General features: G+C 66.4%; 17 protein-coding genes. 10 read left to right on the top strand and 7 right to left on the bottom strand.

What is annotated here, in order from left to right; genetic code table 11:
* Nucleotides 1–9 precede the first annotated feature (9 nt).
* Nucleotides 10–1461, top strand: coding sequence for an aldehyde dehydrogenase (NADP(+)) (locus LDO86_RS16495; RefSeq protein WP_018768933.1), 1452 nt, complete (start codon nt 10–12; stop codon nt 1459–1461).
* 78 nt (nt 1462–1539) lie between these two features.
* Here LDO86_RS16495 and LDO86_RS16490 read toward each other — a convergent pair whose 3' ends face one another.
* The 4 genes from LDO86_RS16490 to LDO86_RS16475 are packed head-to-tail and all read right to left on the bottom strand — an operon-like array spanning nt 1540 to nt 7169.
* Nucleotides 1540–2652, bottom strand: a complete 1113-nt coding sequence (locus tag LDO86_RS16490) for an aminopeptidase P family protein (protein ID WP_026265710.1) — start codon at nt 2650–2652, stop codon at nt 1540–1542.
* Nucleotides 2649–4694, bottom strand: coding sequence for a DUF6807 family protein (locus LDO86_RS16485; protein WP_018768931.1), 2046 nt, complete (start codon nt 4692–4694; stop codon nt 2649–2651). The genes LDO86_RS16490 and LDO86_RS16485 overlap by 4 nt, the downstream gene beginning before the upstream one ends.
* Before the next feature lie 30 nt (nt 4695–4724).
* Nucleotides 4725–5846 carry an acetylxylan esterase gene (locus LDO86_RS16480; protein ID WP_018768930.1) on the bottom strand — a complete coding sequence of 374 codons (1122 nt, stop codon included), beginning with the start codon at nt 5844–5846 and terminating at the stop codon, nt 4725–4727.
* A 54-nt stretch (nt 5847–5900) separates the two neighbouring features.
* Nucleotides 5901–7169 carry a sugar ABC transporter substrate-binding protein gene (locus LDO86_RS16475; RefSeq protein WP_018768929.1) on the bottom strand — a complete coding sequence of 423 codons (1269 nt, stop codon included), beginning with the start codon at nt 7167–7169 and terminating at the stop codon, nt 5901–5903.
* Nucleotides 7170–7540: 371 nt separating this feature from the next.
* Between LDO86_RS16475 and LDO86_RS16470 the strand changes: the two genes are divergently transcribed.
* The 3 genes from LDO86_RS16470 to LDO86_RS16460 all read left to right on the top strand — a co-directional run bounded on the left by LDO86_RS16470 (nt 7541) and on the right by LDO86_RS16460 (nt 11032).
* A complete protein-coding gene (locus LDO86_RS16470) occupies nt 7541–8485 on the top strand; it encodes a sugar ABC transporter permease (protein WP_018761806.1) in 945 nt (314 codons plus the stop codon).
* A complete protein-coding gene (locus LDO86_RS16465) occupies nt 8475–9419 on the top strand; it encodes a carbohydrate ABC transporter permease (protein WP_018768928.1) in 945 nt (314 codons plus the stop codon). The genes LDO86_RS16470 and LDO86_RS16465 overlap by 11 nt, the downstream gene beginning before the upstream one ends.
* A gap of 254 nt (nt 9420–9673) precedes the next feature.
* Nucleotides 9674–11032: an extracellular solute-binding protein gene (locus LDO86_RS16460; protein ID WP_026265709.1), complete on the top strand. Its 1359-nt coding sequence runs from the start codon at nt 9674–9676 to the stop codon at nt 11030–11032.
* Nucleotides 11033–11155: 123 nt separating this feature from the next.
* On the opposite strand, the gene LDO86_RS16455 is transcribed toward LDO86_RS16460, so the two are convergent.
* A complete protein-coding gene (locus LDO86_RS16455; RefSeq protein ID WP_018768926.1) occupies nt 11156–13207 on the bottom strand; it encodes a beta-galactosidase in 2052 nt (683 codons plus the stop codon).
* A 198-nt stretch (nt 13208–13405) separates the two neighbouring features.
* On the opposite strand from LDO86_RS16455, the gene LDO86_RS16450 reads away from it, so the two are divergent.
* Genes LDO86_RS16450 through LDO86_RS16430 form a run of 5 tightly spaced genes read left to right on the top strand, consistent with a single transcriptional unit; the run spans nt 13406 to nt 18545 of the window.
* On the top strand, nt 13406–14695 hold the full coding sequence (locus LDO86_RS16450) for an ABC transporter substrate-binding protein (RefSeq protein ID WP_018768925.1): 1290 nt from the start codon (nt 13406–13408) through the stop codon (nt 14693–14695).
* 45 nt (nt 14696–14740) lie between these two features.
* A complete protein-coding gene (locus tag LDO86_RS16445) occupies nt 14741–15694 on the top strand; it encodes a sugar ABC transporter permease (protein ID WP_018768924.1) in 954 nt (317 codons plus the stop codon).
* The gene (locus tag LDO86_RS16440; protein ID WP_018768923.1) at nt 15691–16608 is read left to right on the top strand and encodes a carbohydrate ABC transporter permease; all 918 of its coding nucleotides are present in this window, start codon (nt 15691–15693) and stop codon (nt 16606–16608) included. Before LDO86_RS16445 ends, LDO86_RS16440 begins: the two co-directional genes overlap by 4 nt.
* An 18-nt stretch (nt 16609–16626) precedes the next feature.
* Nucleotides 16627–17262: a hypothetical protein gene (locus LDO86_RS16435; RefSeq protein ID WP_018768922.1), complete on the top strand. Its 636-nt coding sequence runs from the start codon at nt 16627–16629 to the stop codon at nt 17260–17262.
* A gap of 2 nt (nt 17263–17264) precedes the next feature.
* Nucleotides 17265–18545, top strand: a complete 1281-nt coding sequence (locus LDO86_RS16430; protein WP_051081339.1) for an MFS transporter — start codon at nt 17265–17267, stop codon at nt 18543–18545.
* Here LDO86_RS16430 and LDO86_RS16425 read toward each other — a convergent pair.
* Both LDO86_RS16425 and LDO86_RS16420 read right to left on the bottom strand, forming a co-directional pair.
* Complete coding sequence (locus LDO86_RS16425) at nt 18532–21795, bottom strand: family 78 glycoside hydrolase catalytic domain (RefSeq protein ID WP_018768920.1); 3264 nt, start codon at nt 21793–21795, stop codon at nt 18532–18534. The two genes, LDO86_RS16430 and LDO86_RS16425, sit on opposite strands and share 14 nt — an antisense overlap.
* 5 nt (nt 21796–21800) lie before the next feature.
* Entirely contained in the window at nt 21801–23009 is a 1209-nt protein-coding gene (locus LDO86_RS16420) for a Gfo/Idh/MocA family oxidoreductase (protein ID WP_018768919.1), read from the bottom strand.
* A gap of 192 nt (nt 23010–23201) precedes the next feature.
* On the opposite strand from LDO86_RS16420, the gene LDO86_RS16415 reads away from it, so the two are divergent.
* Entirely contained in the window at nt 23202–23924 is a 723-nt protein-coding gene (locus LDO86_RS16415) for a DUF624 domain-containing protein (protein ID WP_223992630.1), read from the top strand.
* Nucleotides 23925–23956 lie beyond the last annotated feature (32 nt).

Raw genomic sequence — 23956 nt, 5'->3', positions numbered from 1 at the left:
GTACCTGACGTGACAACTGCAACGCTTTCCCTGACAGAGCTCACCGCTGCGGCCACAGCAGCAGCCAGGATCTCGGCCGCAGCCCCTGACGCAGAGCGCGCCGGCTGGCTGAACGCGGTGGCTGACGCCCTGGACGCCAATGCTGCTGAACTGGTGGACATCGCGGACGCCGAGACCAGCCTGGGTGCCCCGCGGCTGACGGGGGAGGTGGCCCGCACCACCGGCCAGCTGCGCCTGTTCGCCCGGGTGATCACTGAGGGTTCCTATCTTGAAGCCATCATCGACCACGCGGATCCCGCTGCCACCCCGCCCAGGCCTGACCTCCGCAGGATCCTCAAGCCCATCGGCCCTGTTGCCGTCTTTTCCGCCTCCAATTTCCCGTTTGCCTTCTCCGTGGCAGGCGGTGACACCGCCTCGGCCCTCGCCGTCGGGTGCCCGGTCATCGTCAAGGCACACTCAGGCCACCTGCGGCTGTCCGAACGCACGGCGGAGATCGTGGCGGAGGCGCTTCGCGGCGCGGGTGCACCGGACGGCCTGTTCGCCCTGGTCCACGGCCGTGAAGTGGGAACAGCCCTGGTCCAGGACCCCGCCATCAAGGCCGTGGGCTTCACCGGGTCCATCCCCGGCGGCCGGGCCCTGTTCGACCTTGCCACCTCCCGCCCCGACCCCATCCCGTTCTACGGGGAACTGGGGAGCCTGAACCCCGTGGTCATCACCGCGGCGGCACTGGAGGCACGCTCCGCGGAACTCGCCGCCGGACTGGCGGGCTCCTTCACCCTTGGGGCGGGCCAGTTCTGCACCAAGCCGGGCCTGGTGTTCATCCCCGCGGGGACGCAGTTTGCCGGGGCCGTGGCGGAGGCCAGCAAGGACAAGCCAGCCCTGGGCATGCTCACCAGCCGGATCGCGGAAGCCTACCCGGACGGGTTGCGCGCCTTCGCGTCAGTCGACGGCGTGGAGGTGGTCAGCGGCACCGTGGACCAGGACGCGGCCGCCAACGGCGCCGCTCCGGTGGTCTTCTCCACCACCGCCGCCAAGGTGCTGGAACGCCCGGAGCAGCTGCTGGAGGAGTGCTTTGGCCCCACCACCATCCTCATCGAATACACGGGCCAGGACGAACTGTCCGCCGTCCTGGCCAAGGTCCCGGGGAGCCTGACCGGCACCCTGCACGCCCAGCCCGGTGAGGACATCGCAGGCCTGGTGGAGCAGCTGTCCGGACTTGCAGGACGCGTCCTGTTCGAAGGCTGGCCCACGGGCGTGGCCGTCAACTGGGCCCAGCAGCACGGTGGCCCGTACCCGGCCACCACGTCACTGTTCACCTCGGTGGGCGCGACGGCGGTCCGCAGGTTCCAGCGGCCGGTGGCCTACCAGGACGCCCCGGAGGCAGTGCTGCACCCGGCACTGCGTGAGGACAACCCCCTGGGCATCCCGCGCCGCGTGGACGGTGAACTGCAGCTTCCGTAAGCCAAGGGCCGGCAGGACCATCAACTAAGCCCCGGGACCGCAAGGTCCCGGGGCTTACGTGATGCCTGCAGAAGCGCCTTACAGCTGCAGCGTCACCGGCCGGTCCAGCCCATTCACGGTGGCCACAGGCCAGCGCGGGTCCACGGTGAGCACTCGAAGTCCGGATTCCGTGAGCTGTACCGTGTCTTCGATCTTGACGCCGGGGCCGGAAGGGTTCCAAGTGAAGGCCTGGTCCAGCACCACAGTGTCGGTGGCTTCGGATGTCACCCGCGGGTCACGGCCCGCGTAGCCGGCCGGACCACCCTGGTGGTGCTGCTCCCACTGGTCCGCCCCGAAACCGTGCCGCACGTAGGATGCCTGGATCTCGGCGAAAATCCTGTCCAGCCCGACTCCCGGGACGGTGGCGTCAAAAACATCCGCTTCCACTGCCGCGATGCGCGCCTCGGCGTCGCGCTCTTCCTGGGTGCCGGCGTCGAACCTGATCCAGCGGGTGATGTTGGCAACCAGGCCGTCGCGGCGGGCGCACACGACGGCCATGGCACGCCTGCCGAGGGGGGAGTGCGTGGCCAACGGGTGCCGGAAGGTGGTGCGGGAGCTGCCGTTGCACAGCAGGACCAGCGGCTCCGCGCCGGCGGCCACCACCCGGCCCGCCAGGGCCGAAACCAGCTCGAATTCCGTGGTGTCGGGGCGGGCGGCAGACAGGACATCGGTCATCATGGCGGCCAGTTCCGCGCTGAGGGTGGAATAGCGGGCGCTTTCAGCGGGAAGGAGCCGCTGGCGGGCGGCCCGCAGCTGCGAAGAGACGTCCGCTTCCGCCAGCGGCCGGGAGCCGTTTCCGACGGCGGCCGCGGCCTGGTGCAGGTTCCCGTACCAGGGCACGGTGTGCAGGTTGACGCCGCCGGGAAGCTCCTCGGCCGCGATCCTGCCGGCTTCGTTGTTGAACGTGACCAGGTGGTCGCCGTCCCGGTCCACCAGCAGGGCGGCGATGGGATCGCCGGCCAGGCTGATGTGGACGCGGCTGCCGTCCAGGTACCACGTCAGGGCGGTGTTCGTGGTGAGAAGCACGGAGTCATGCCCGGCGGCGTCGAGAATGTCCAGGACACGCTGGCGCTTGATGGCCCGGTCCGTCCTGGACCCGGGAGCCACCCGCGCCTCCCGCCCGGAAACGGCTGATGTTGTTGTTTGGCTCATGACGGCTCCCCCTGCTGGTTGGTCAAATCTTCGATGTCGGTTGTGGACAGGATTCCGTCGGCCACAAAGACGGTGACGCGCCGCCGCACGGGACTGCCCGGCCGGGCCATCACGGGGGCGTCCCATGCCAGGGACTGGCCCACTCCGGGGTAGCCGTCCACCCGGACAAACCAGGGATCCGTGGACCCTTCCGGTGCGACGAACACCAGGGTGGCGGGCCCGCCGTCGAACTTTCCTGACCAGGCGAGCCAGGGCGTGACGCTTCCGTGGGTCTCCGCCTCGCCGGAACCGGCGGGCGTCCAGACCGCGGCGTCACCGCAAGGGGGCAGGCGCCAGAAGAAGCCACCGTAACCGCCCTCGAAGCGTCCGTTCGATCCCGGGCTGCCCAGGCTGACCGGCTTGTCACCGGCGGGGGACAGCGCGAAGTCGAGGGACAGCCGCCAGATGGAGGGCGCGACGCCGGACCACGCCCAGGAGCGCTCCTCCACCAGGATGGGGGCACCGTCGGGCCCGTTCCAGTCCAGGGTTTCCTGGAGCTTGCCCGCACGCCCTTCGCCGGCGTCGGCCTGCACCGCCGTGGTGGCGGTGCGGACGATGCTGCCATGGTCAGGACGCCAGACGTACTGCCCGGCTTCCCGGGTATAGGTGCGGCCGCCCCAGAAATTCACCCCGTCCACGTCCTGCAGCGCCACCCCAACCCCCAGGTGCCACACGTGGTCCAGCGGCTGGTGGTCCGTCACCACGGTTCCGGCCAGTGTCCGGACCGGGTGCAGGTAGGGGCGGGGGGAGGACACTGCACGGATGTGGCTGCCGTCCTGGTAGTCCGCCACCGGGTGCCCGTCCAGGGTCAGGGTGCGGGCGGGCGGCAGGGTGCGGGCCCAGGGGACGCCGAGTTCGGCGAACGTTGCCTGCGCCTTGACGGCGCGGGCCATCAGGTCGGTGATGCCCGGGACCACGGGGTGGGCGTCGTCGCCCCCGCCCTCCCAGGAGACGTACCGGGCGTCGATCGGGGCCGGTGCCGGAGAGGTGCGGATGGCCTCCAGGACGGCAGTGAACGCGCCGGTGTCCTCAAGGGCGCAGAGCAGGGGAGCCCCCGTGGCCCGGGCCTCGAGCAGGTTCTCCAGCAGGTCCGTCCGCGCGTAGGTCTCCCGGCGCTCGCCGTCGGGCGTGGTGATGACCACCTCATCGCTGGTGTAGGAAAGGGTGATTTCACCCAGGGTTCCGTGCACGGTCACGGTGGGGTCCAGCTGTTCCGGGGCGCAGAGCGTGAGGGCGCACAGCAGCGTGGTTCCCTGGGAAGTGCGGACGCGCAGCACGGAGGTGTCGTCGCTTTCGGTCTGGTTGGCCCGGTACAGGTCCGTTTCCACGGAGGCAATGTCCGCCAGGGTGGGTGCCCCGGCCAGATGCAGGGCGGTGGCCACTGCGTGTGCCAGGGCATTGGTGGCCACGCCGTCCACCACGTCCACGCCGTCGAGGCTGCGCTTCCCGGCCCAGCGCGAGCGCTTGAAGTATGCCGTGGTCCGGAGCCACTGGCCGGTGGCGCTGATGCCCAGGACGGTGCCGATGTCCCCGGCGGCCACCAGGTCCCTGATGGCGGGCAGGGCGTGCGATCCCAGGCTCTGGAAGCCTACCTGGACCAGGCGGCCCGCTTTCCCGGCGGCTGCCAGCACGTCCTGGAACTGGGCGAGGGATGCTACCGGCGGCTTTTCCACATACACGTCCTTGCCCGCTGACAGGGCGGCGAGGGCCAGGGGAGCATGGGTCTGGATGGGGGTGGCAATGATGACGACGTCGACGCCCGGCTGGGCGGCCAGCAGCCCGTCCATGTCCGGGTACACAGCCACCGAACCGGCCAGGCTGCCGGGCTGCGGCGGGTTGGGATCGGCGACGGCCACCAGTTCAAGGGCGCCTGCCTGTTCAAGGCGGGCCAGGTTGGCAAGGTGCCGCTCGCCGAAGCCGTGCACGCCCACCAGGGCCACCCTGGGGAGGTCTGTGGACGGGGGCTGCCGGTGTGTGGATTCCGCCGAATGCTGTGTGGTCACGTGGGTCCTTGGGGAGGTTGTGGAAGAGGGTCAGAAGGCCAGCGTCTTGGCCAGGAACTCAAGGGCTTCGTCCTGCATGGGCGCGGTGAAGACGTGCCCGCCGGGCCAAAAGCTGCCCGTGTACCTGTCGGTGCCCCCGTACAGGGATTCCAGTATCCGGTGCGCCTGGCGCATTCCGTCTTCCGGAAAGAGATCGTCGGCCAGGGCGTACTGCACCAGGAACCGGGCGGCTCCTGCGCGGGCGGTGAGTTCGGGCCAGTCGCCCAGCTTCCACAGCCCGGGAGTCTGCAGCAGCCACGAATGGGCGTCCAGGTAGGCCGGGAGCAGGGACTCGAAGGTGGTCATCATGCAGGACACCACGGCGGCCCGGATACGCGGACTAAGGACTGCCAGGGCCAGGGAACGGCCGCCGCCGCCGGAGAATCCGATGCAGCCCAGCCTGTCCTGGTCGACGTCCGGCAGGGACGCCAGGATGTCCAGCGCGGCGAGGTCGTCGTGTGCCACCATGCCTGCCAGGCTGCTGCCGAGCAGCCCTGCGGCCTTGGCCACCGTGTCCTCGTGAAAGCCCGCAGCAGCGTTGTAATCGTCCGCGTCGGAAGGTACGACGCCGTCCTCCCGCCATTGTGCCCGCCGCGCGTCCAGTGCGGCGGAAGTGCGCCAGGGGGGAGCAGAAAGGTCGAATTTGCGGCTGCCCCAGGCGAAAGAGTCATGGGCCAGCACAGCGAAGCCGCGGCGAGCGGTGTCGGTGGCCAGGGCGTGGCCGTCGTAGTGGCCGGCGCGGGCTGCCGCCGCCGACGGATGGTTGTCCGGCAGTTCCACCAGCCGGTCGGCGCCGCCGAACTTGTTGCCGCCGTGGCAGTGCAGCGCCAGGACCCCCGGCAGGGGCCCGGAGCTTCCGGCCGGCCGGACCAGCCAGCCCGTGGTCCGTGGGCCGAAGCCCAACTGCCAGCTGAGCTGGGAGGTGGTGGCGCCGTCGTGCGTTTCCTCCCAGTGCACGGTTGGTCCGGAAGGTGCGCATGCGCCGGGAACACCCAAGGCGTCCGAGAACTCCTGCGCAGGAGGGGCGGAGGCCTGATGCCGTGGATGGTTCCGGACGTAGGCAGGCCAGTCTTCATAGCCGGCAATGGCACTGGGGCGTGCTGTCGGGGTCATCCAGCCTGCCTCCTTTCGGCGGTGATTCTGCTATTACAGCGCGGTCGGTCCGGTTCACGCGAGGTTCTGATTAACCTCGGAGATCATGCCCTTGGCTGCGTCCCTTGGGGAGATCTTCCCGAAGAGTACATCCGTGTTGTAACGGTTCAAAACTTCCAGGGTTGCGGATGATCCTGCCGGGAACGGCTTGGGGGCCTCGACCTTCAGGGCGGCGATGCGGTCCAGGTACGCTGCCTCCTTCTGCTGTGTTTCCTTGAGCAGGGGAGTGATGCCCGCCTTCAGCTCGGTGTTGGCAGGCATGCCCCGGTCGCTCTTGATCTTGGACGCTGCATCCATGTTGTTGACCAGGTAGTTGATGAAAAGGGCCGCTTCCTTGGGCTGCGCGGACTTGGACGAGATGGCGTATTCCATCGAGGACCGCAGCCAGGCGCCAGGCTGTTTGCTCTCACCCGGCAGCTTGGCCATGACCAGGGGTGCACCCGAGTAGGACGTCATCTGGTTGCTCCAGGAAATCTTCATGCCTTGTTTCCCCTGTCCCATCAGCGTCAGTTCCGGCTGCGCGGAACCGTCCTCAACGGTCTGGGACGCGGAGGGGGCGCCTCCGGTTTCCATCAGCTTCTTGTTGAGCTCAAACCACTTGGCGAGCGTGTCCTCGCTGATGCCCATTTTCTTGCCGTCGTCCGTGTAGAGCTCCTGGCCATTCTGGCGCGCCCAGACGGCAAGGAAGGAGTCGTTGGCCATGGGGGTCGTGCCGAAGGTGCCGGCGGGCGACTTTTTGGTGATTTCCGCGGCGATCCGCGCGTAGTCGTCCCAGGTCCAGGTTTCGTCGTCCGGCAGCGGCACCCCGGCGGCCTCGAAGACCTTGGGGTCCAGGACCATGGACATGGAGTTGACGCCCGCCGTAATGGTGTACTGCTTTCCGTTGATCTTGCCCAAGTCAACGGTCCCGTCGGCGAACTTCGAGGTGTCGATCTGGTCCTTGACCTTGTCGAGGTCCAGGAGGACGCCGCGGCTGGAGTATTCGCTGGGGTAGGCGCCGCTCATGGCGATCACGTCCGGGGTGGTTCCGCCGGCGATCTGGGTGGCCATCTTGTCCCAGTAGGAACTGAATTCGGTGTTCTCGCCCTGGACCTTGATGGTGGGGTTGGCGGCTTCGAAGGCTTTGATGACCTCCATGGTGGTCTTTGCCCTGGAGTCGTTGCCCCACCATGCGAACCGGATCGTGACGGGATCCTCCGCAGTCCCTACTTTCCCGGCCTGCGGGCTGTTGCCGCAGCCGGTAAGAACCATAGCCAGTGCGGCGGCGGCGCCGGTGATTCCCATTACCGATTTCCTGAGACCAAACCTCATTGTTGTCCCCTCATATTTGGTAGTCACGTCCCCCTGCCACATGTAACAGAAAACGTTTTCTCAAAAACTAACAAAGGGCTGTACAGGAGTCAAGAAACCGTTTACTTTGGTACGGAGCCGCTTTCTAAAACGACGCTCCCGGCGGGCGGAACCGCTCCAGCCCTGGCGGGCATGCAGCGGGCCCGCAAAGGGAGTCCCGATCCCCCATCGCCTGGCGATGACCGAAACGTGGAGGCCACGATGACCGAAGGAGACCACATGGCCGCAAAACATATTCCCAGGACGCGCCGTCCGGCCCAGTTGCCGGCGGCAGCGTGCCTGCTGTCCGTGACGGAGCAGCAACCGTGAGCGCCATCAGCGAACTGTCTTCGCTGAGCCGGCGGAAGGGCAAAGCCACCGCTGAGGAGAAGAAGGCCAACAGGCGGGACAACAAGGCCGCCTACATCTTCCTGCTCCCGTGGCTGGTGGGCCTGGTGGCCATCACCATCGGCCCCATGTTGATGTCCCTCTACCTGTCCTTTACGGACTACAACCTGCTGCAGCCGCCTGAATGGACGGGGCTGGACAACTTCACCAGGATGCTCAGCGATGCCCGGCTGCACAACTCGTTGCGGGTTACGTTCACGTACGTCCTGGTGGGTGTTCCACTGCAGCTGGCTGTTGCACTGCTGATCGCGCTCGTCCTGGATAAGGGGCTCCGCGGCCTTCCGTTCTACCGCTCGGTGTTCTACCTTCCGTCGTTGCTGGGCGGTTCGGTGGCCGTCGCCATCCTGTGGAAGCAGATTTTCGGTACCACGGGCTTGGTCAACCAGGTGCTGGCCATGTTCGGGATCCAGGGTCCCGGCTGGATCTCGGATCCCAGCACCGCCCTGGGATCCATCATCCTGCTGCACGTCTGGACCTTTGGCGCTCCCATGATCATCTTCCTCGCGGGGCTGCGACAGATCCCAAATATGTACTATGAGGCGGCCAGGGTGGATGGTGCCACCACGCTGCAGCAGTTCTGGCGGATCACCATGCCGATGCTGAGCCCGATTATCTTCTTCAACCTGGTGCTGCAGATCATCGGTTCGTTCCAGTCCTTCACCCAGGCGTTCATCGTCTCCGGCGGCAACGGCGGACCTTCCGACTCGACGATGTTCTTCACCCTGTACCTCTACCAAAAGGGCTTCGGCCAGTTCGACATGGGCTACGCCTCAGCCATGGCGTGGGTGCTGCTGCTTATCATCGGCGTTTTCACTGCCATCAACTTCATCGCTTCTAAGTATTGGGTTTTCTATGACGACTAAGCTTGAGACGCTGCCCACCCCGGAGAAGAAGTCCGGGGGCGCCGGCAAGCCTACGAACCGCAAGCCCAGGGTCCGCGAGTCCCGGGGAACCCTGGCCTTCAGCCGTGCCCAGCGCAGCAAATCGCTGATGAAGCACGGCATTCTGATCCTCGCCGGCACGCTGATGATCTACCCGCTGCTGTGGATGGTGGTGTCCTCGCTGCGCCCGAACGAGATGATCTTCCGTGAACCGGGCCTGTGGCTGAACAGCCTGGAAATGAGCAACTACACGTCCGGATGGTCGGCCCTGACCCATCCGTTCGGCCACTACATGATCAACTCCGCGATCGTGGTGATTGGATCGATCCTGGGCAACCTGGTCTCATGCTCGATGGCTGCCTACGCGTTCGCCCGCCTGCAGTTCACCGCCAAGAAGCTGTTCTTCGGCATCATGCTGCTGACCATCATGCTCCCGTTCCACGTGGTGATCGTTCCGCAGTACATCCTGTTTTCGCAGATCGGCTGGGTGAACACCTTCTGGCCGTTGATCGTCCCCAAACTGCTCGCCACGGATGCGTTCTTCGTCTTCCTCATGGTGCAGTTCATCCGCGGCATCCCCAAGGAGCTTGACGAGGCCGCCAGAATCGATGGAGCCGGCCACCCGCGCATCTTCCTTCGCGTGATTCTGCCGCTGATGGTGCCGGCCCTGGCCACCACCACCATTTTCACCTTCATCTGGACCTGGAACGACTTCTTCGGCGCCCTGATCTACCTCACGGACCCGGACATGTTCACGGTTCCGGTGGCCCTGCGGGCCTTCGTGGATTCGCAGTCGGCCACGAGCTGGGGCTCCCTGTTTGCCATGTCCATCGTGTCCCTGCTGCCGGTTTTCCTGGTCTTCCTCTTCGGCCAGCGGTTCCTCATCAAGGGCATCGCCACCACCGGAATCAAATAACGGCAGGCCTCGCCCGTCGCCGCGCTACCACCCTGCACTATCTGTTCGAACGGCCCGTCGCCAGCGACGGGCCGTTCGTGCGTCACAGGACGGGCGCAGTTCGTCCGCATCTTGTAATACAAGTAATGAACTTGTAGCATTAGGTACAGAAAGCGCTTTCGCGGACTGTGGCCGGCCTTCGAAACCTCGACGGCTATGCCACCGGCCAGCCCCAACATCACCGCACCTGGATCAAAGAAGATCGGAGTCAAACAGTGCCGCTATTTCCCCGTCCTGCATCCGCTGCCAAGCAGCCGGCAGGGGTACCACCTTCACGCCCATTGCGCCGAACCCGTACAGCAGGTGCGGTCGCCGCTGCCGTCGCCGCCGTCCTTGCCCTCAGCGCCTGCGGCGGGGGAGCCACTCCCCAGAACGCTGACGGAACCGTTGAGCTTCGCTTCTCCTGGTGGGGCGGCGACAAACGCGCCCAACTGACGCAGGAAGCCATCAAGCAATTCGAAGCCGAAAATCCCAAGATCAAGATCAAGCCGGAGTTTGGGGACTGGAGCGGCTACTGGGACAAGTTGGCCACGCAGGTGGCAGCCAACGATGCCCCGGACATCATTCAGATGGACGAGAAGTACATCACGGAGTACTCCAGCCGCGGCGCCCTTCTTGACCTGTCCAAGTACGACATCGACACGTCCAAGCTGGACGAGGCAGCACTCAACGCAGGCAAGGGCGAGAAGGGGCTGACGGGGATTGCCGCCGGCATTAACGCGGCCACCATCCTGGCCAATCCTGCCGTCTTCCAGGCTGCCGGGGTTCCGCTCCCGGACGATAGCAAGTGGACCTGGGACGACTTTGGCCGCATTGCCGCTGAGATCACCGCCAAGTCGCCCAAGGGGACCTACGGCGCTGCAGCCTATGGAACTGACGAGGCGTCCCTGGGTGTCTGGCTTCGGCAGAACGGCAAATCCCTGTATACCTCCGATGGAAAGCTGGGCTTCGAGCCGAGCGATATCGCCGAGTGGTGGGCATTCCTGAAGCAGCTGAGCCAGAAGAAAGCAGTCCCATCCGCGTCCGAGGTAGTGGAAGCCGAGGCTGCCCCGCTTGACCAGAGCGGATTGGCAACAGGCAAGAACGGAATGGCCTTCTGGTGGTCCAACCAGGCGCCGGCCCTGGAAAAGGCAAGCGGCGGGGACCTGAAGATCCTGCGGTTCCCCACCAAGACCGGCTCTGCCGCTGATGCAGGCCTCTGGTACAAAGCGTCGCAGTTCTGGTCAGCTTCCTCGCGCACCAAGCACCCGCAGGAAACGGCCAAGTTCATCAACTTCCTGACCAACAATGTCAAAGCCGGCGAGGCCCTCCTCGCTGACCGGGGTGTCTACCCCAACTCCGACGTGCGGGCCGCGATCCAGCCGAAACTCACCCCGGCCGATGTCAAGGTGGTCAAGTTCATCGACCAGATCAAAGACGAGCTCGGCGAGGCGCCGGCGCCGCCGCCGAAGGGAGCCGGTGCCATCCAGGAGATCATCAAGCGTTACACCTCTGAGGTCCTCTTCGAGCGCTTGTCCCCGGATGATGCCGGCAAGAAGGCCACCGACGAGATGAAGTCGGCCATCAGCAAGTAGGACTCCACACCGCCAACACGGCTCCGGACAACATGGGTGGGTGCCTCCCCACCCAGATGTCCGACGGCGGGTGGCAGCTCCGCCCCGGCGGGAACCGATGGTTCCTTTCCGGGGCGGAGTTGTTTAAAGCGCAGTTGTACGGCTGCCGGCTTGCTGCGCCTGGCTTTCAGCCACCACTGCGACGCCGCCGGCAGGAACTGTACCCGGAAACTGCTCACCGGTCAGCAGGTCCACACCGGCGGCTGTGACGGCGGCATCCGCCCGCGTGTGGTTGATCGCGAAGAGGAAGCTGCGCCCGTCGGCGGACCGGCGTCGCACCACTTCCACTCCGGGATCGGCAGTGGCAACGGGGGATACGCCTGATTCGGCCAGCAGTTTGTCAACCAGGGCCTCAATCCCGTCGGCATCGGGGAACGTGGCCAAGTACCAGGCAGCCCCGGAACCCACGGGCCGGCGGGTGAGGGAAGGGACGCCCTCCAGCGGGTATTCGGTGAAGGTCTGGATGGCCTCGGCGCCGGCAAGGTGCAGGTGTTCGCTCCAGACGGATGACACAGTGCCGTCGCCCAGCTTCAGCTGCGCCCCGGCCAGCAGCGGATGGAACTCCTCCACCCTTACGCCCAGGAGCTCACGGAAGGCGCCCGGATAGCCGCCCAGCCGCACATGGTCCTGCATGTCCACGATCCCGCTGAAGTAGCTGACCAGCACCGTTGCGCCGGAGTCGGCCGCAGCGGCGACATTGTCAGCGGACTCATCGGACGCGGCGTACAGCGTGCACACCAGCACCAGGTCGTAGCCTTGCAGTGACGTTGACGGATGCACCAGGTCCACGGAGACTCCGCGCAGGACCAACGACCGGTGGAACGCCCGCAGCAGGTCCAGGTACTTCACATCGATGCTCGGCTTGGAGTCGATCTCAGTGGCCCACCAGGCCTCGTAGTCGAACACAATGGCGGTACGCGACTGGACCCGCGAACCGCGCACGGGTTCGAGGCGTTTCAGTGCCGCGCCGAGCTCCACCACCTCACGCCACACCCGCGTGTCCCGTCCGCCGTGCGGGACCATCGCTGAATGGAATTTCTCGGAGCCCACATAGCTCTGCCGCCACTGGAAGAACATCACGGCGTCGGCCCCGCGTGCCACGTGCGACAGTGAATTGCGCAGCATCTCGCCGGGCATCTTGGGCTGGTTGCGCGGCTGCCAGTTAACGGCCGACGTCGAATGCTCCATCAGGATCCACGGGTCGCCCCCCGAGATACCACGGGTGAGGTCCGCGCTGAACGCGAGTTCCAGGTGGCGTTCCGGGTCCGCGGCCACAAGGTAGTGGTCGTTGGCGATGACGTCCAGGTCTTTGGCCCAGCTGAAGTAGTCCATGGATTTGGTGGCACTTGAGGCCATCAGGTTGGTGGTGCAGGGGATGTCCGGGGTCACCTCGCGAAGGACGGCCACCAGCTCCCGGTAGTAGTCCATCAGCGCCCACGAGTTGAACCGCTGGAAGTCCAGTTGCTGGCCCGGGTTCAGGGTGGACGGGGCGACGGCGGGCGGCAGGATTTCGTCGAAGGAGCTGTAGTTCTGGGACCAGAATGCCGTGCCCCAGGAGGCGTTCAAGGCATCGATGCTCCCGTACCGGCGTTCGAGCCAGGCGCGGAAGGCGGCTGCGTCCTCTTCCCCGTAGAACTCCGAGACGTGGCAGCCCAGTTCGTTGTCAACGTGCCACAGCGCCAGCGCGGGGTGATTCTTGTACCGTTCGGCGAGTGCGCGCGTGATCCCGGCGGCGTAGCGGCGGTACACGGCCGACGACGGCGTGTAGTGCCGCCGTGAGCCTGGTCCCAGCACGGTCCCGTCAGCCGTTACCGGCAGGATTTCCGGGTGTTTGCGGACCAGCCAGGCGGGAGGCGCGGCGGTGGCGGTGGCCAGGGCCACTTTAACGCCGACCCCGGCGAGGTTGTCCATGACTTCGTCCAGCCAGCCGAACTCGTAGTGCCCTTCCGCGGGTTCCAGCAGGGCCCAGGAGAAGATGCCGACGCTGAGGAAATTCACGCCCGCTTCCTGCATGAGTTCCAGATCCTCCAGCCGGACACCCGCGGGCCATTGCTCGGGGTTGTAGTCGCCCCCGAATGCGATGCCCCCGACGTTGCTCCAAACTTTGGACGGGCGGGTGCTTTCCTGCTGTGTCATGGGACTCCTTTGTCGACTGAGGTGCTGCCTTACAGTAAGGAAACGCTTTCTTGGAAAACGCTTGCCTGAGGGCCTGGAAAACGCTTGCCCATTGATCCGAATGCAGCTATTGTATCGTTTCAGACGCCATGTTAGCCAGCTCACTACTTACGTTGTAGACCGAGCCAGGCCAGGCACCCGTAGAGCAAGGAGGCTCCCGTGATCAACAGAAGGCATTTCCTCACAACCGTGGCCATCGGCACGGCATCTGCCGCAGCCCTGGCAGCCTGTGGGAACGGAGGCAGCTCGTCCGGCCAGACCGGATCCGCTGAAAAACCCGTGACCATCAACTACACCTGGTGGGGCAACGACGACCGCGCCGAGCGGACCCGCAAAGCCATCGCCCTGTTCGAGTCGAAGAACCCGGACATCAAGGTCAACGGCAACTTCACGGACTTTGCCGGCTACTGGCAGAAGCGCGCCACCGAAGCGGCAGGCGGCGGCCTGCCTGACGTGATGCAGTGGGACCTGTCCTACCTGCGCGATTACGGCCAGCGCAACCAGCTCCTGGACCTGGGCACAGTGAAGATCGATACCTCCGCGTTCGAGAAGTCACTCCTGCCGTCCGGCCAGATCAAGGGCAAGACCTACGGCATCCCCACCAGCACCAACGCCTTCGCGGTCTACTACGATCCCGCCAAGCTGGCCTCCCTGGGCATCGCCGAACCCACCGGTAAGTGGACCTGGTCCGAATTCCAGGTATTCCTGAAGGAAGTTGGGGACAAAGGCAACGGCACCCTGTACGGCTCCACGGACTTCACCGGCGTGTGGTGGCAGTTCAACATTTGGCTCCGGCAGAAGAACATCCAGGCTTTCACCAGCGACGGGAAGCTGGGATTCAGCAAGGACGACCTGAAGACCTGGTGGAACCTCAACTCGAAGCTGCGCGGCACCCAGGCCCTCGTGCCGGAAGACCGGGTAACCCAGCTCAAGCCCAAGTCGCCGTTCGGCTCCAACGTCAGTGCCGCCGAGGTTACCTGGGACAACTTCATGGCCGGATACCTGGCCGACAGCGGTGCCAAGCAACTCAAGCTGGTACCGGTACCCTCGGACGACCCGAACAACCTGGGCCTGTTCCTGAAGCCGTCCATGCTGATGGTGGCCAGCGCCAAGACCAAGTTCAAGGACGCTGCCGCACGCTTCATCGATTTCATGGTCAACGACCCCGAGGTGGGCCAGATCTTCAAGACCTCCCGCGGCGTTCCGGCCTCCAAGACCCAGCGCGACGGCACCACGTTCGATGGCGCCGACAAGCTGGTGGTTGATTACGAGAAGTCCATCGAGCAGTACCTCAAGGACGCACCCGAGCCGCCCATCGTCGGTTTCGGCACGCTCGAAGCGTCGTTCGGCCGGATCGCCTCCGACCTCAACTACGGCAAGCTCACCGTTGACGGTGCCGTCGACGCGTGGTTCAAGGAAGCCGAAGACCTCATCAAGCAGAATGCCTGATCCGGCCAGTGCCGATCGAGTGTTCACGACTGACGGATTGAACTCGTGACTCAAAGCCCAACCCTGAGCAGGCGCCAGGGGCACTCCGGTACCGCGCTGCCGCGCAAGTCGCGGCAGCGCGGGGCGGATGCCCGCGCCGGTTACACCTTCCTGCTGCCCTGGCTGCTGGGTTTCATCGCCCTGACGGTCGGGCCGATGATCTCCTCGCTGTACCTGTCGTTCACCAACTACAACCTGTTCGAGCCGCCCAAGTGGATCGGCTTCGACAACTACGCCACCCTCTTCCAGGACGAGCGGTTCCTGCAGTCCGTGGGCGTGACCCTGTCCTACGTGGTCTTCGGCACCCCGCTCAAGCTCGCCGCGGCCTTGGCGGTGGCGATGCTGCTGAACAGCAAGCGCCGCGGCCAGGGCTTCTACCGGTCGGCTTTCTACGCCCCGTCCCTGATTGGGGCCTCGGTGTCCATCGCGATCGTCTGGAAGGCCATGTTCGGCGATTCCGGACCCGTTGACCAGGGCCTGTCCTTCTTCGGGATCAACATCGGCGGCTGGGTGGGGAATCCGTCCATGACCATGCCCATGATGATCCTGCTGACCGTGTGGCAGTTCGGCGCCCCGATGGTGATCTTCCTGGCCGGCCTGAAGCAGATCCCGGGCGAACTCTACGAGGCGGCATCGATGGACGGTGCCGGTCCGGTGCGGAAGTTCTTCAACATCACCTGGCCCATGCTCTCCCCGGTGATCTTCTTCAACCTCCTGATGGAAACCATCCACGCGTTCCAGATCTTCGCGTCGGCTTACATCATTTCCAACGGTGAAGGCGGCCCCGCCGGATCCACCCTCTTCTACACCCTCTACCTGTACCTGCGGGGCTTCAGCGACTTCCGGATGGGCTACGCCTCAGCCATGGCATGGTTGCTGGTGATCGTGGTAGGCATCATCACCCTGATCTTCTTCCGCACGTCCAAGTCCTGGGTCCACTACAGCGGTGATGCAAAATGACAACCACGGCAACCCCCGTCCAGCCGGCCCCGGGCGCCACCGCCCCGGCCTACAACCCGAAATCCGAATCCAGCAGCGCAAAACGCGCCAAGAGCACCATCTTCCACGCCGCAGCGCTCGTGCTGACCTGCGTGGTGCTCTACCCGGCCCTGTGGATGATCGCCTCCGCGTTCAAACCCAACTCGGAAATCGGCGGCCAGAACACCTCGCTGTGGTCCAACAACTTCAGCTTTGACAACTTCGCCACCGCGATGGACGGCATCGGCGGGGTCTCCACCCTGCAGTTCTTCACCAACTCGCTGATCCTGGCCGTCGGCGCCGTCGTGGGCACCATCCTCTCAGCGAGCGTGTCCGCCTACGCCTTCGCCCGGATCAAGTTCCCCGGCCGCAGCGTGTTCTTCGGCATGATGATCGCCACCTTGCTGCTGCCGTTCCACGTGGTGATCATCCCGCAGTACATCATCTTCCAGCAGCTCGGACTGGTGGACACCTACGTTCCCCTGCTCATCGGCAAGTTCCTCGCCGGAGACGCGTTCTTCGTGTTCCTCATGGTCCAGTTCATGCGAAACCTTCCCTCCGAACTCGACGAAGCAGCCCGCATCGACGGCGCAGGGCACGTCCGGATCTTCACCTCCATCATGCTGCCCCTGATGAAACCGGCCCTGATCTCCACCTCGATCTTCTCCTTCATCTGGAGCTGGAACGACTTCCTGGGCCCGCTGCTCTACTTGAACACCCCCGACAAATACCCGCTGCCCCTGGCCCTGCGCCTCTTCGTGGACCAAACCCAGTCTTCGGACTACGGCGCCATGATCGCCATGTCCGTCCTGGCCCTGCTCCCCGTGCTGATCTTCTTCCTGATCTTCCAGCGGTACATCGTCGAAGGCGTTTCCACCCAGGGCCTCAAGGGCTAACGGTCAACGGAGAGAAAAATGAGCATCATGGACAGCACCACACCGGCAGCCCACCAGCACGAGCCCATCCCGGTGAACAGGTTTGCCCTGTTCTCCGAAACCCTCCTGGCAGGACTGCTGGTGCTGGTGCTGTCCATCCCGCTGGTCACTATCCCCGCCGCCTACGCCGCCGGCATCGCCCACCTGAAACGCCACCTGGCGGGCCGGGATGATTCGGTCCGCGGACTCTGGAGCCTCTTCAAGGAGGCCCTGCCGGGCAGCTGGAAGCTGGGCCTCACGACGGCGGCTGCCGCCGTCGTGATTGTCCTCAACCTCCTGCTGGCCTGGGTGGGGCAGCTTCCCGGCCGTGGTGTGGTGCTGCCTGCCACCCTGGTCCTGGCGGCCGGGGCGGCGATCGTGCTGCTCCGCACCGCCTCCGCCTGGTCCGACGGACAGCCCACCGGCGCCACCGGCAACAACATGTGGCACCAGGCCCTCCGTACCGGCAAGGACATCTCCCTGCGCGACTGGACCGGTTCGCTGCTCCTCGCGGCCGCGCTGTTCTGCGCCGTGGTGTTCGTCTGGATGCTCGCGGCGCTCTTCGTGGTGGTCCCCGGCACCCTGATCCTCGCCGCGGCCGCAGTCAAACTCCGTTCCCACCGCACCCTCCGGTAGCTGTGCCTTCCCGACGAACCCGTTCCGGACCCGCCGCCAGTCCCGGTACCACCCGGGCCCGCTGGTACCACCCCCTCAGCCAACACAATTACCGTCTGTTCCTGGCCATGCAGCTGGCCGGGAGCCTTGGCGTGTGGATGCAGCGGCTGGCGCAGGACTGGCTGGTGCTGCAGCTGACCGGAAGCCCCGCGGCGGTGGGGGCCGCCGTCGCCCTGCAGTTCCTGCCCATGCTGGTGGTGGGCCCGCTGGCCGGACTGGTGGTGGACCTCTTCCCCAAGCGCCGGATCATGATGGTGTGCCAGTCCGTCATCGTGCTCCTGGGCCTTGGGCTGGCGGCATGGGCGGCAAGCGGCACCCTGACCGTCTGGGTGGTCTACGGCAGCTGTATCGCCCTGGGCGTCACCGCCGCAGTGGACCAGCCCACCAGGCAGGTCTTCGTCAATGAAGTGGTGGGCGACGCCGCCCTGCGCCCGGCGATCGGACTCAACAACGCCCTGTCCCAACTGGGCGCCATGGCCGGGCCTGCGCTGGGCGGCATCGTGATTGCGCAGGCAGGACCGGCGGCCGCGTTCGCTTTGAATGCGTTGATCGGGGTTGTGGTGCTCGGCCTGATTGCCGGCATCCGGTTGCACGAACTGCACCCCGGCGCACCGGCCGAAAGGGGCCGGGGCCAGGTCCTTGCCGGCTTCCGGTATGTCCGGGAGAGGCCGCGCCTGCTGCTCCTTATTGTGTTGGCCGGGCTGCTGGGCGCCTTTGGCATGAACGGGCCGGTGGTCCTTGCCGCCTTTGCCGAGCGGGTGTGGCACAACGGGGTGGAAGGCTTTGGCCTGTTCAACACGGTCAGCGCCTTGGGCGCACTGGCAGGCGCACTCCTGGCGGCACGGCTGGGCAGCATGGGCCGAAAGGGCATCGTGGCCGCGGCGGCCCTCTTCGGGTTGTCCCAGCTGGTGGCCGCGCTCATGCCCACCCTGGTGCTGTTCGTGGCGATGCTGCTGGTGGTGGGTGTGATGACGCTGCTGTTCCTGACCTCCGCCGCCACGGCCGTCCAGCTCGAAGCCGGTCCCGCTATCCGCGGCCGGGTGATGGCCCTGTATTTGCCGCTCCTGCTGGGCGGGCATGCCTGCGGCGGCCTCCTGGCCGGCTGGCTGACCGAGCAGTTCGGTGTCCGGGCCGGGCTGGTGGTCACCGGCTGCCTGGGCATGCTGTCCGCCGTGGTCATCGGCTTCCTGCTCTGGCGGCACGGGCGGCGCACCCGTCCTCCCGTGGCAACTACCGGGCCGTAAACGTCCAGGTGCCGGTGTGCACGCGGAATTCCCTGGCGGCGCCGGCCGCTGCGAGCAACGGGACGGAAGGTACGACGACGGCATCCGCGGAGGGCCCCTTCACCCCGTAGGCGCCGTCGGGCAGCCGGACGATTGCCGTGGTTCCGGGTGGAATGGTGCATTCCAGTTCCACCAGGCCGCCGCGCCGGTGCCAGCCGGCCTGAACGTATCCGTTGCCGGTAGGGACGCTGCCGCGGGCATGCTCCAGCCGGCAGAGCGGTGGTTCGACCACTACTTCGGTGCCGCCGGCCACGGCGTACCGGATGCCGAGCAGGTGCTCAAGGATCTCCTTGAGCACGGACGCGGACCAGGCATGCGACTGGCTGTAGTCGCTGCCGTCAACCAGGTCCCACGCCTCCCACGTGAAGGTGGCCCCGCGGTCCAGGAGCCGTGCCCAGCCGGGCTGCCCCTTGCCGGTGAGCAGGTCCAGCACGGCGTCCGTCATGCCCTGGTCCACCAGCGCGCGGACCAGCCGGTGGACCGTCATGGGTCCCTGCCGCATTCCCATTCCGGCAATCCGGGCGGCATCCGCAGCAGCATAGGCGGGGTCAGTGATGCCGAGCGACAGCGGGAAGGACGTGGCGTGCTGGGAAGCGTGGGAACTGGGTGTCCCGTCCTCGTGGAGCCCGTCCACCATCACCCCGCCAACGCGCAGCCGGCTGCGGATCGCGCCGGCCAGGGTGCGGGCCATGCCGGCATAGTGGGCCGCCGCGTCCTGGTCGCCGGCCGCGCCGCAGAGCCGGGCGGTGGACACCAGGGCCGAGTAGGCCTGGGCGTTGACGGTGGTTTTGGCCGCGCAGTCCATGTCGTAGCCGAACCGGCCGGGCGCCGGCCAGTCGACGATGCCGTGCAGGTAGGGTCCGGAGCCGCCGCCCAGCCTGGTGACCAGTCCCGCCGTCGGGCCCTCCGCCGGAATGTACCGGAGCGCATAGTCGGCCGTGTCGCGCAGGTGCGGCAGCAACTCCCGGACCAGGGCAAGGTCACCCGTGCGCAGGTGGTACTCCTCCGCCCATTCCGGCAGCATCAGGGAAAAATCGGGGATGTCGCGCTTCCCGTCGCCGTTGGGATAGACAGCGTTGTAGCGCCCCTTCTCCTCCCCGTCATGCCAATAGCGGCAGGCTGACCAGGCGAACTCCCGCAGCGCCTGCGCCGTATAGGCGTGTTCGCCGAACAGCGCCATGGTGGCATAGGAAATGTTCGCGGCGTCGGCCAGGAACTGGCCTTTTTCCCGGGTGGGAGTGTCCACGAACTGTTCCTGGATGCCATGCAGCGCAGAATCGCGGAGCAGGCCGAACACCGCGTCCAGGGTTGGGTCCGAACTGCTGAAGCTGCCCTCGGCGGGGTGGCTGGCATGGACGATGGCGGCGCCAACGCGTGAGACTTCCGCGGCATCCACGCCGGGAAGCTCCAGGTAGCGGAAGCCCAGATGCACTGAGGCCCGGTACTGCTGGGGCCCGGAAGCCTGGGTGTAGGGGAAGGACATGTCGGTGTTCTGGCTGGCGGTCTTCCCGGCGTCCACCCTGCCATCGGGGCGCAGGACGTAGCCGGCCCGGAGCATCACGGTGCGCCCGGGCACCCCGTCCAGGAAGTCCACCTCCGGCCGCGCGGCGATGACCTGGCCAAAGTCGGCAACCATTGTGCCGTCGTCGGCCGTCAGGAACTGCCGTGGCGCCACGAACCCGCCGGCAAGGAAGGTCCTGCGGGGGTGCAGCCGGGGAAAGTCCGACGACGGGTGGCCGGCAATGGGGATGGCGGCCGGCAGGTCAAAAGCCGCGTCAAGGGACGCGGCTGCCTGTCCGTCGAGGTGCTCGACGGGATCGCCCTCGTCGTTGCGGTAGCCGGCCTGGCGGTACGGCGCCTCGCCGGCGGACCAGCCAGGGCCCGAGGCAAGGATTTCCCGGCGCCCGTCGTCGTAGTCCACGGTGAGCCGGACCAGGAGGCCGGGGATGCCGGCGGCGCGGCCTTGGCCCGGGCCGTACCAGTGAAGCAGGGCCGTCACCGGCACGGGCGTGTCCGTGGGGTGTCCGGCGAGGAGCTCCGTAAGGTCGGCGGCGTCGTAATAGCCCTCGCCGGGGTAGCCGAACGAGGTGGTGCTGAGGCAGTGCGTTCCTGCCACGGAGAACTGGCCGTGATGGTGGGCTGCGGCGTAGAGCCGGGCACGCCGCACGGTCCCGCCGAGTGTGAAGGTGGTCCGGAACAGGGTCCACTCATCCGGCTGGCGGTGAAGGGTGGTTCGGGGCCAGTGCGCCAGGCATGCCAGGGCCTGGTCAGCGTCCGTGTCGAAACGGTGGTCCAGCAGCAGGTTTTCGCGTCCACCGGCAGTCCCGGCGACGCGCAGGGAGGCGTACTCGGCCTGGCTCCGCGGGCCCTGGTGCAGCGCAAGCATGGCTGCGCCGCCTTCGTCAACAGGGAGGTCAACCGCCAGCAGTTCGGCGCCGTCCACGGCGACGCGGATGATCCGGCCATCATCGCTGACCGCAAGGTTCCGCCAGGTGCCGGACGCCGCGTTGGTGGCCTGGGCGCTGGCTATTAATGCCGTCTCCGGAGCCGCGGGGGAGGGGATCTCCCATGCAGGGGCGTGGCGGAGCACCACTTTCCCCGTGGCGCCCAGTTCCAGCAGCAGGCCGGTGCCGGGGCCGCTGCTGCGCAGGAGCAGGCCGGCCCGGCCCATCACGGGGCGTACCCGGGCGTCAATCCGGAAGCTGGGCAGCGCAGGGCAGGGAACAGGGAGGAAGGGGGAACCTGCCACCCGGAGTGCGTGGTCGAGCACTTCCAGCGGGGCCCGTCCACCCGGGACGCGTCCCATCCAGCCGGCCCGCCACGAACTGTCCGTGAGGCCGGTGCTGAAGGGCTGGAGGGCGGACCAGGGACCGGGGACACCGGTGGCGTCCCGGATGCGCACGCGCCAGGCGTAGTCGGTGTCCTCGTCAAGGCGGGAACCGCCGTACGGAACCCCACGCTGGGAGGAGGCCGGCACCTGCCCCGAGTTCCACAGCACGGCGCCCGGGGCATCCTGGACCTCAAGCTCGTAGCCGGTCTGCCGCGCAATGGCGGGATCGCCGTCGTCGCCCTGCCCCAGCTGCCAGCTGAACTGAGGTGACAGTGCGGCGGTCAGGCACGAGGCAAGCCCGTCCGTCAGGAGGTTGATGGCGTGGAGCTGCCCTGCGTCTTCCGAAATCGCTGCGGCCTCGCGGTCTGGGGCTTCCTCCACGCCCCTCATGAGGCCGGGATTTCGAAGGAAGTTGGTTTGGCGGCAGCCCAGGGGAGGCCAAGCTCACTGAACGTGGCATGCTGCCGGCCCGCGCGCTCCAGGGCGTCCTCGATGCCAACCACCACGGCATGGGCTGCATCGCCTTCGCCTTCCCACCGGACTTGCGCTGGATCGATGGGAACGGGACGCGGTGCTGTCCTGACGGCCTCAAGCACCAGCATGAACGCCCCGCTGTCCACCAGGCTGCTGATCAGCGGAACGCCGTGGGCACGGTGGGCCAGGAGGTTCTCCGTCAGGTCGTCGCGGCCGTAGGTCTCCTCCGTGCGCCCGGACGCCGTCTCGATGGTGAGCCGGTCCTCGGTGTAGTGGAACACCGCACTGCCGGCCGAGCCCTGAAGGGTGACATAGGGCTCCACGGATTCCGACGCGCAGATGGTCAGGGCGCAGGTGATCGGCAGGCCCGTAGCGGTGCGGATCCGGATCACGGACGTGTCATCCGACTCGATGTCGTTGGCACGGTACAGGTCGGTCTCCACGGAAGCGAGGTCCGCGGTGGTGCGCGCCCCGGCAATCCGCAGCGCGGTTGCCACGGCGTGCGCAAGTGGATTGGTGGCAACACCATCCACCACGTCCACCCCATTGATGCTCCGTTTTCCCGCCCAGCGGGAGCGCTTGAAGTAGGCCTTGTCCCGCACCCAGCGGCCGGTGGCGGAGATGCCTTCCAGGGTTCCGATGGTTCCGGCGGCAACCAGTTCTTCGATGGCTTTCAGGGCGTGCGAGCCGAGGCTTTGAAAGCCGATTTGTACCTCCCGGCGCGGTTGCGATGCCGCCGAACACAGCCGGTTGAAGTCCACGAGGGAGGCCACGGGAGGCTTCTCCAGGTACAGCTCAGCGTCCGTTGAGAGGGCGGCCAGGGCCAGCGGGGCATGGGTCTGGATGGGCGTAGCCACAATGATCAGGTCCAGGTCCCGGGTCGCCTCGAGGAGGTCATCGAGCCCCTGGTAAACAGCGGCCGACGGCGGGACGGCGCCGGGTGCCGGCGGCTGCGGGTCCGCCACGGCCACCAGTTCAACGCTCCCGGCCGCCTGGAGGCGTTCGAGGTTCCGAAGGTGATGGGTGCCAAAGCCGTGCACCCCCACCAGGGCAATCCTTGCCGCAGCAGGTGCGGCGACTGTCCCGGCGCCGCCGCCGGCGGCTTCCGTTGCTGTTCCCAATGGTTCTCCGTTCTGCCCGGGCACCGGCCTGCGGGTACCAGCATCGAGGTGCGCAGCAGTCCAGCAAGCGCTTTCCACCTTTTAGTGTGCGGTATGCAGGCGTCCCCCGTCCAGCTATGTAACGATTCAAAATCCCGCTTGACCCGGGTGTGGAGGGAGGGCTAGATTTTCGAGGAACCGATTACTGGCGTGATGCGGACCACTTTCCGCTTCGCCTCTGCAACGATGGAGAAGGGGGATTGCGGCATGCTGTCCGGAACCTTGAGTGCGCGCGCCTACTCATTTTTTGACACGCTCGTATGGATAGCCTGCCTCAATCTGCTGTGGATCGCCTTCACCGTTCTGGGTCTGGGGGTCTTCGGTGCTGGACCGGCTACTGCCGCCGCCCAGATTGCGGTGCGCAAGCGGGCCGCTGGGGACGCCGCTCCTCTGCTGCGTGGCTTCACCGCCGCATACTTCCGGAGCTTCCCCAGGGCGAACATGCTTTCACTCCCGGTCATGGCCATCGCAGCGGCGCTTGTCCTGAACTGGAACTACTTCTCCCGGGGCGCAGGCCTCTTTTCGCAGCTCATGGCGGCCGGCATTTTCGTTGCGGCGATCTTCGTGGCCGGTGCCGCCTGCTACGTGTTCCCCATGTATGCGCGGTATGAGCTCCCAATGGCGCAGTACCTGCTGGTGTCCTCCCGGTTTGCGGTGCGGCACCTGGCGGGAACGGTGATCCTGCTCTTTGTTTCGGCCGCGGTGGTTTATGCCAGCGGCAGCCTTCCGGGCCTGATCCCGTTCTTCAGTATCGGCGTCTGGCTCTACCTCACCGGCTGGTTGTGTGACCGCTTCTTCACCGCCAATGACGCGGCCGTAGCAGCTGTGGCGGAACCAGCCGTCCCGCCAGCCCTCCAGCAGGCCTCGACTGCCTGACTTCCCCCGGGCAGCCGGCCGCTTGCATTGAT

It is taken from the genome of Arthrobacter sp. StoSoilB19, from assembly GCF_019977275.1.
In the GTDB taxonomy this organism is placed as follows: domain Bacteria; phylum Actinomycetota; class Actinomycetes; order Actinomycetales; family Micrococcaceae; genus Arthrobacter.
The sequence above is the reverse complement of the archived record's forward strand: the minus strand, read 5'-3'. Positions and strand labels throughout refer to the sequence as shown.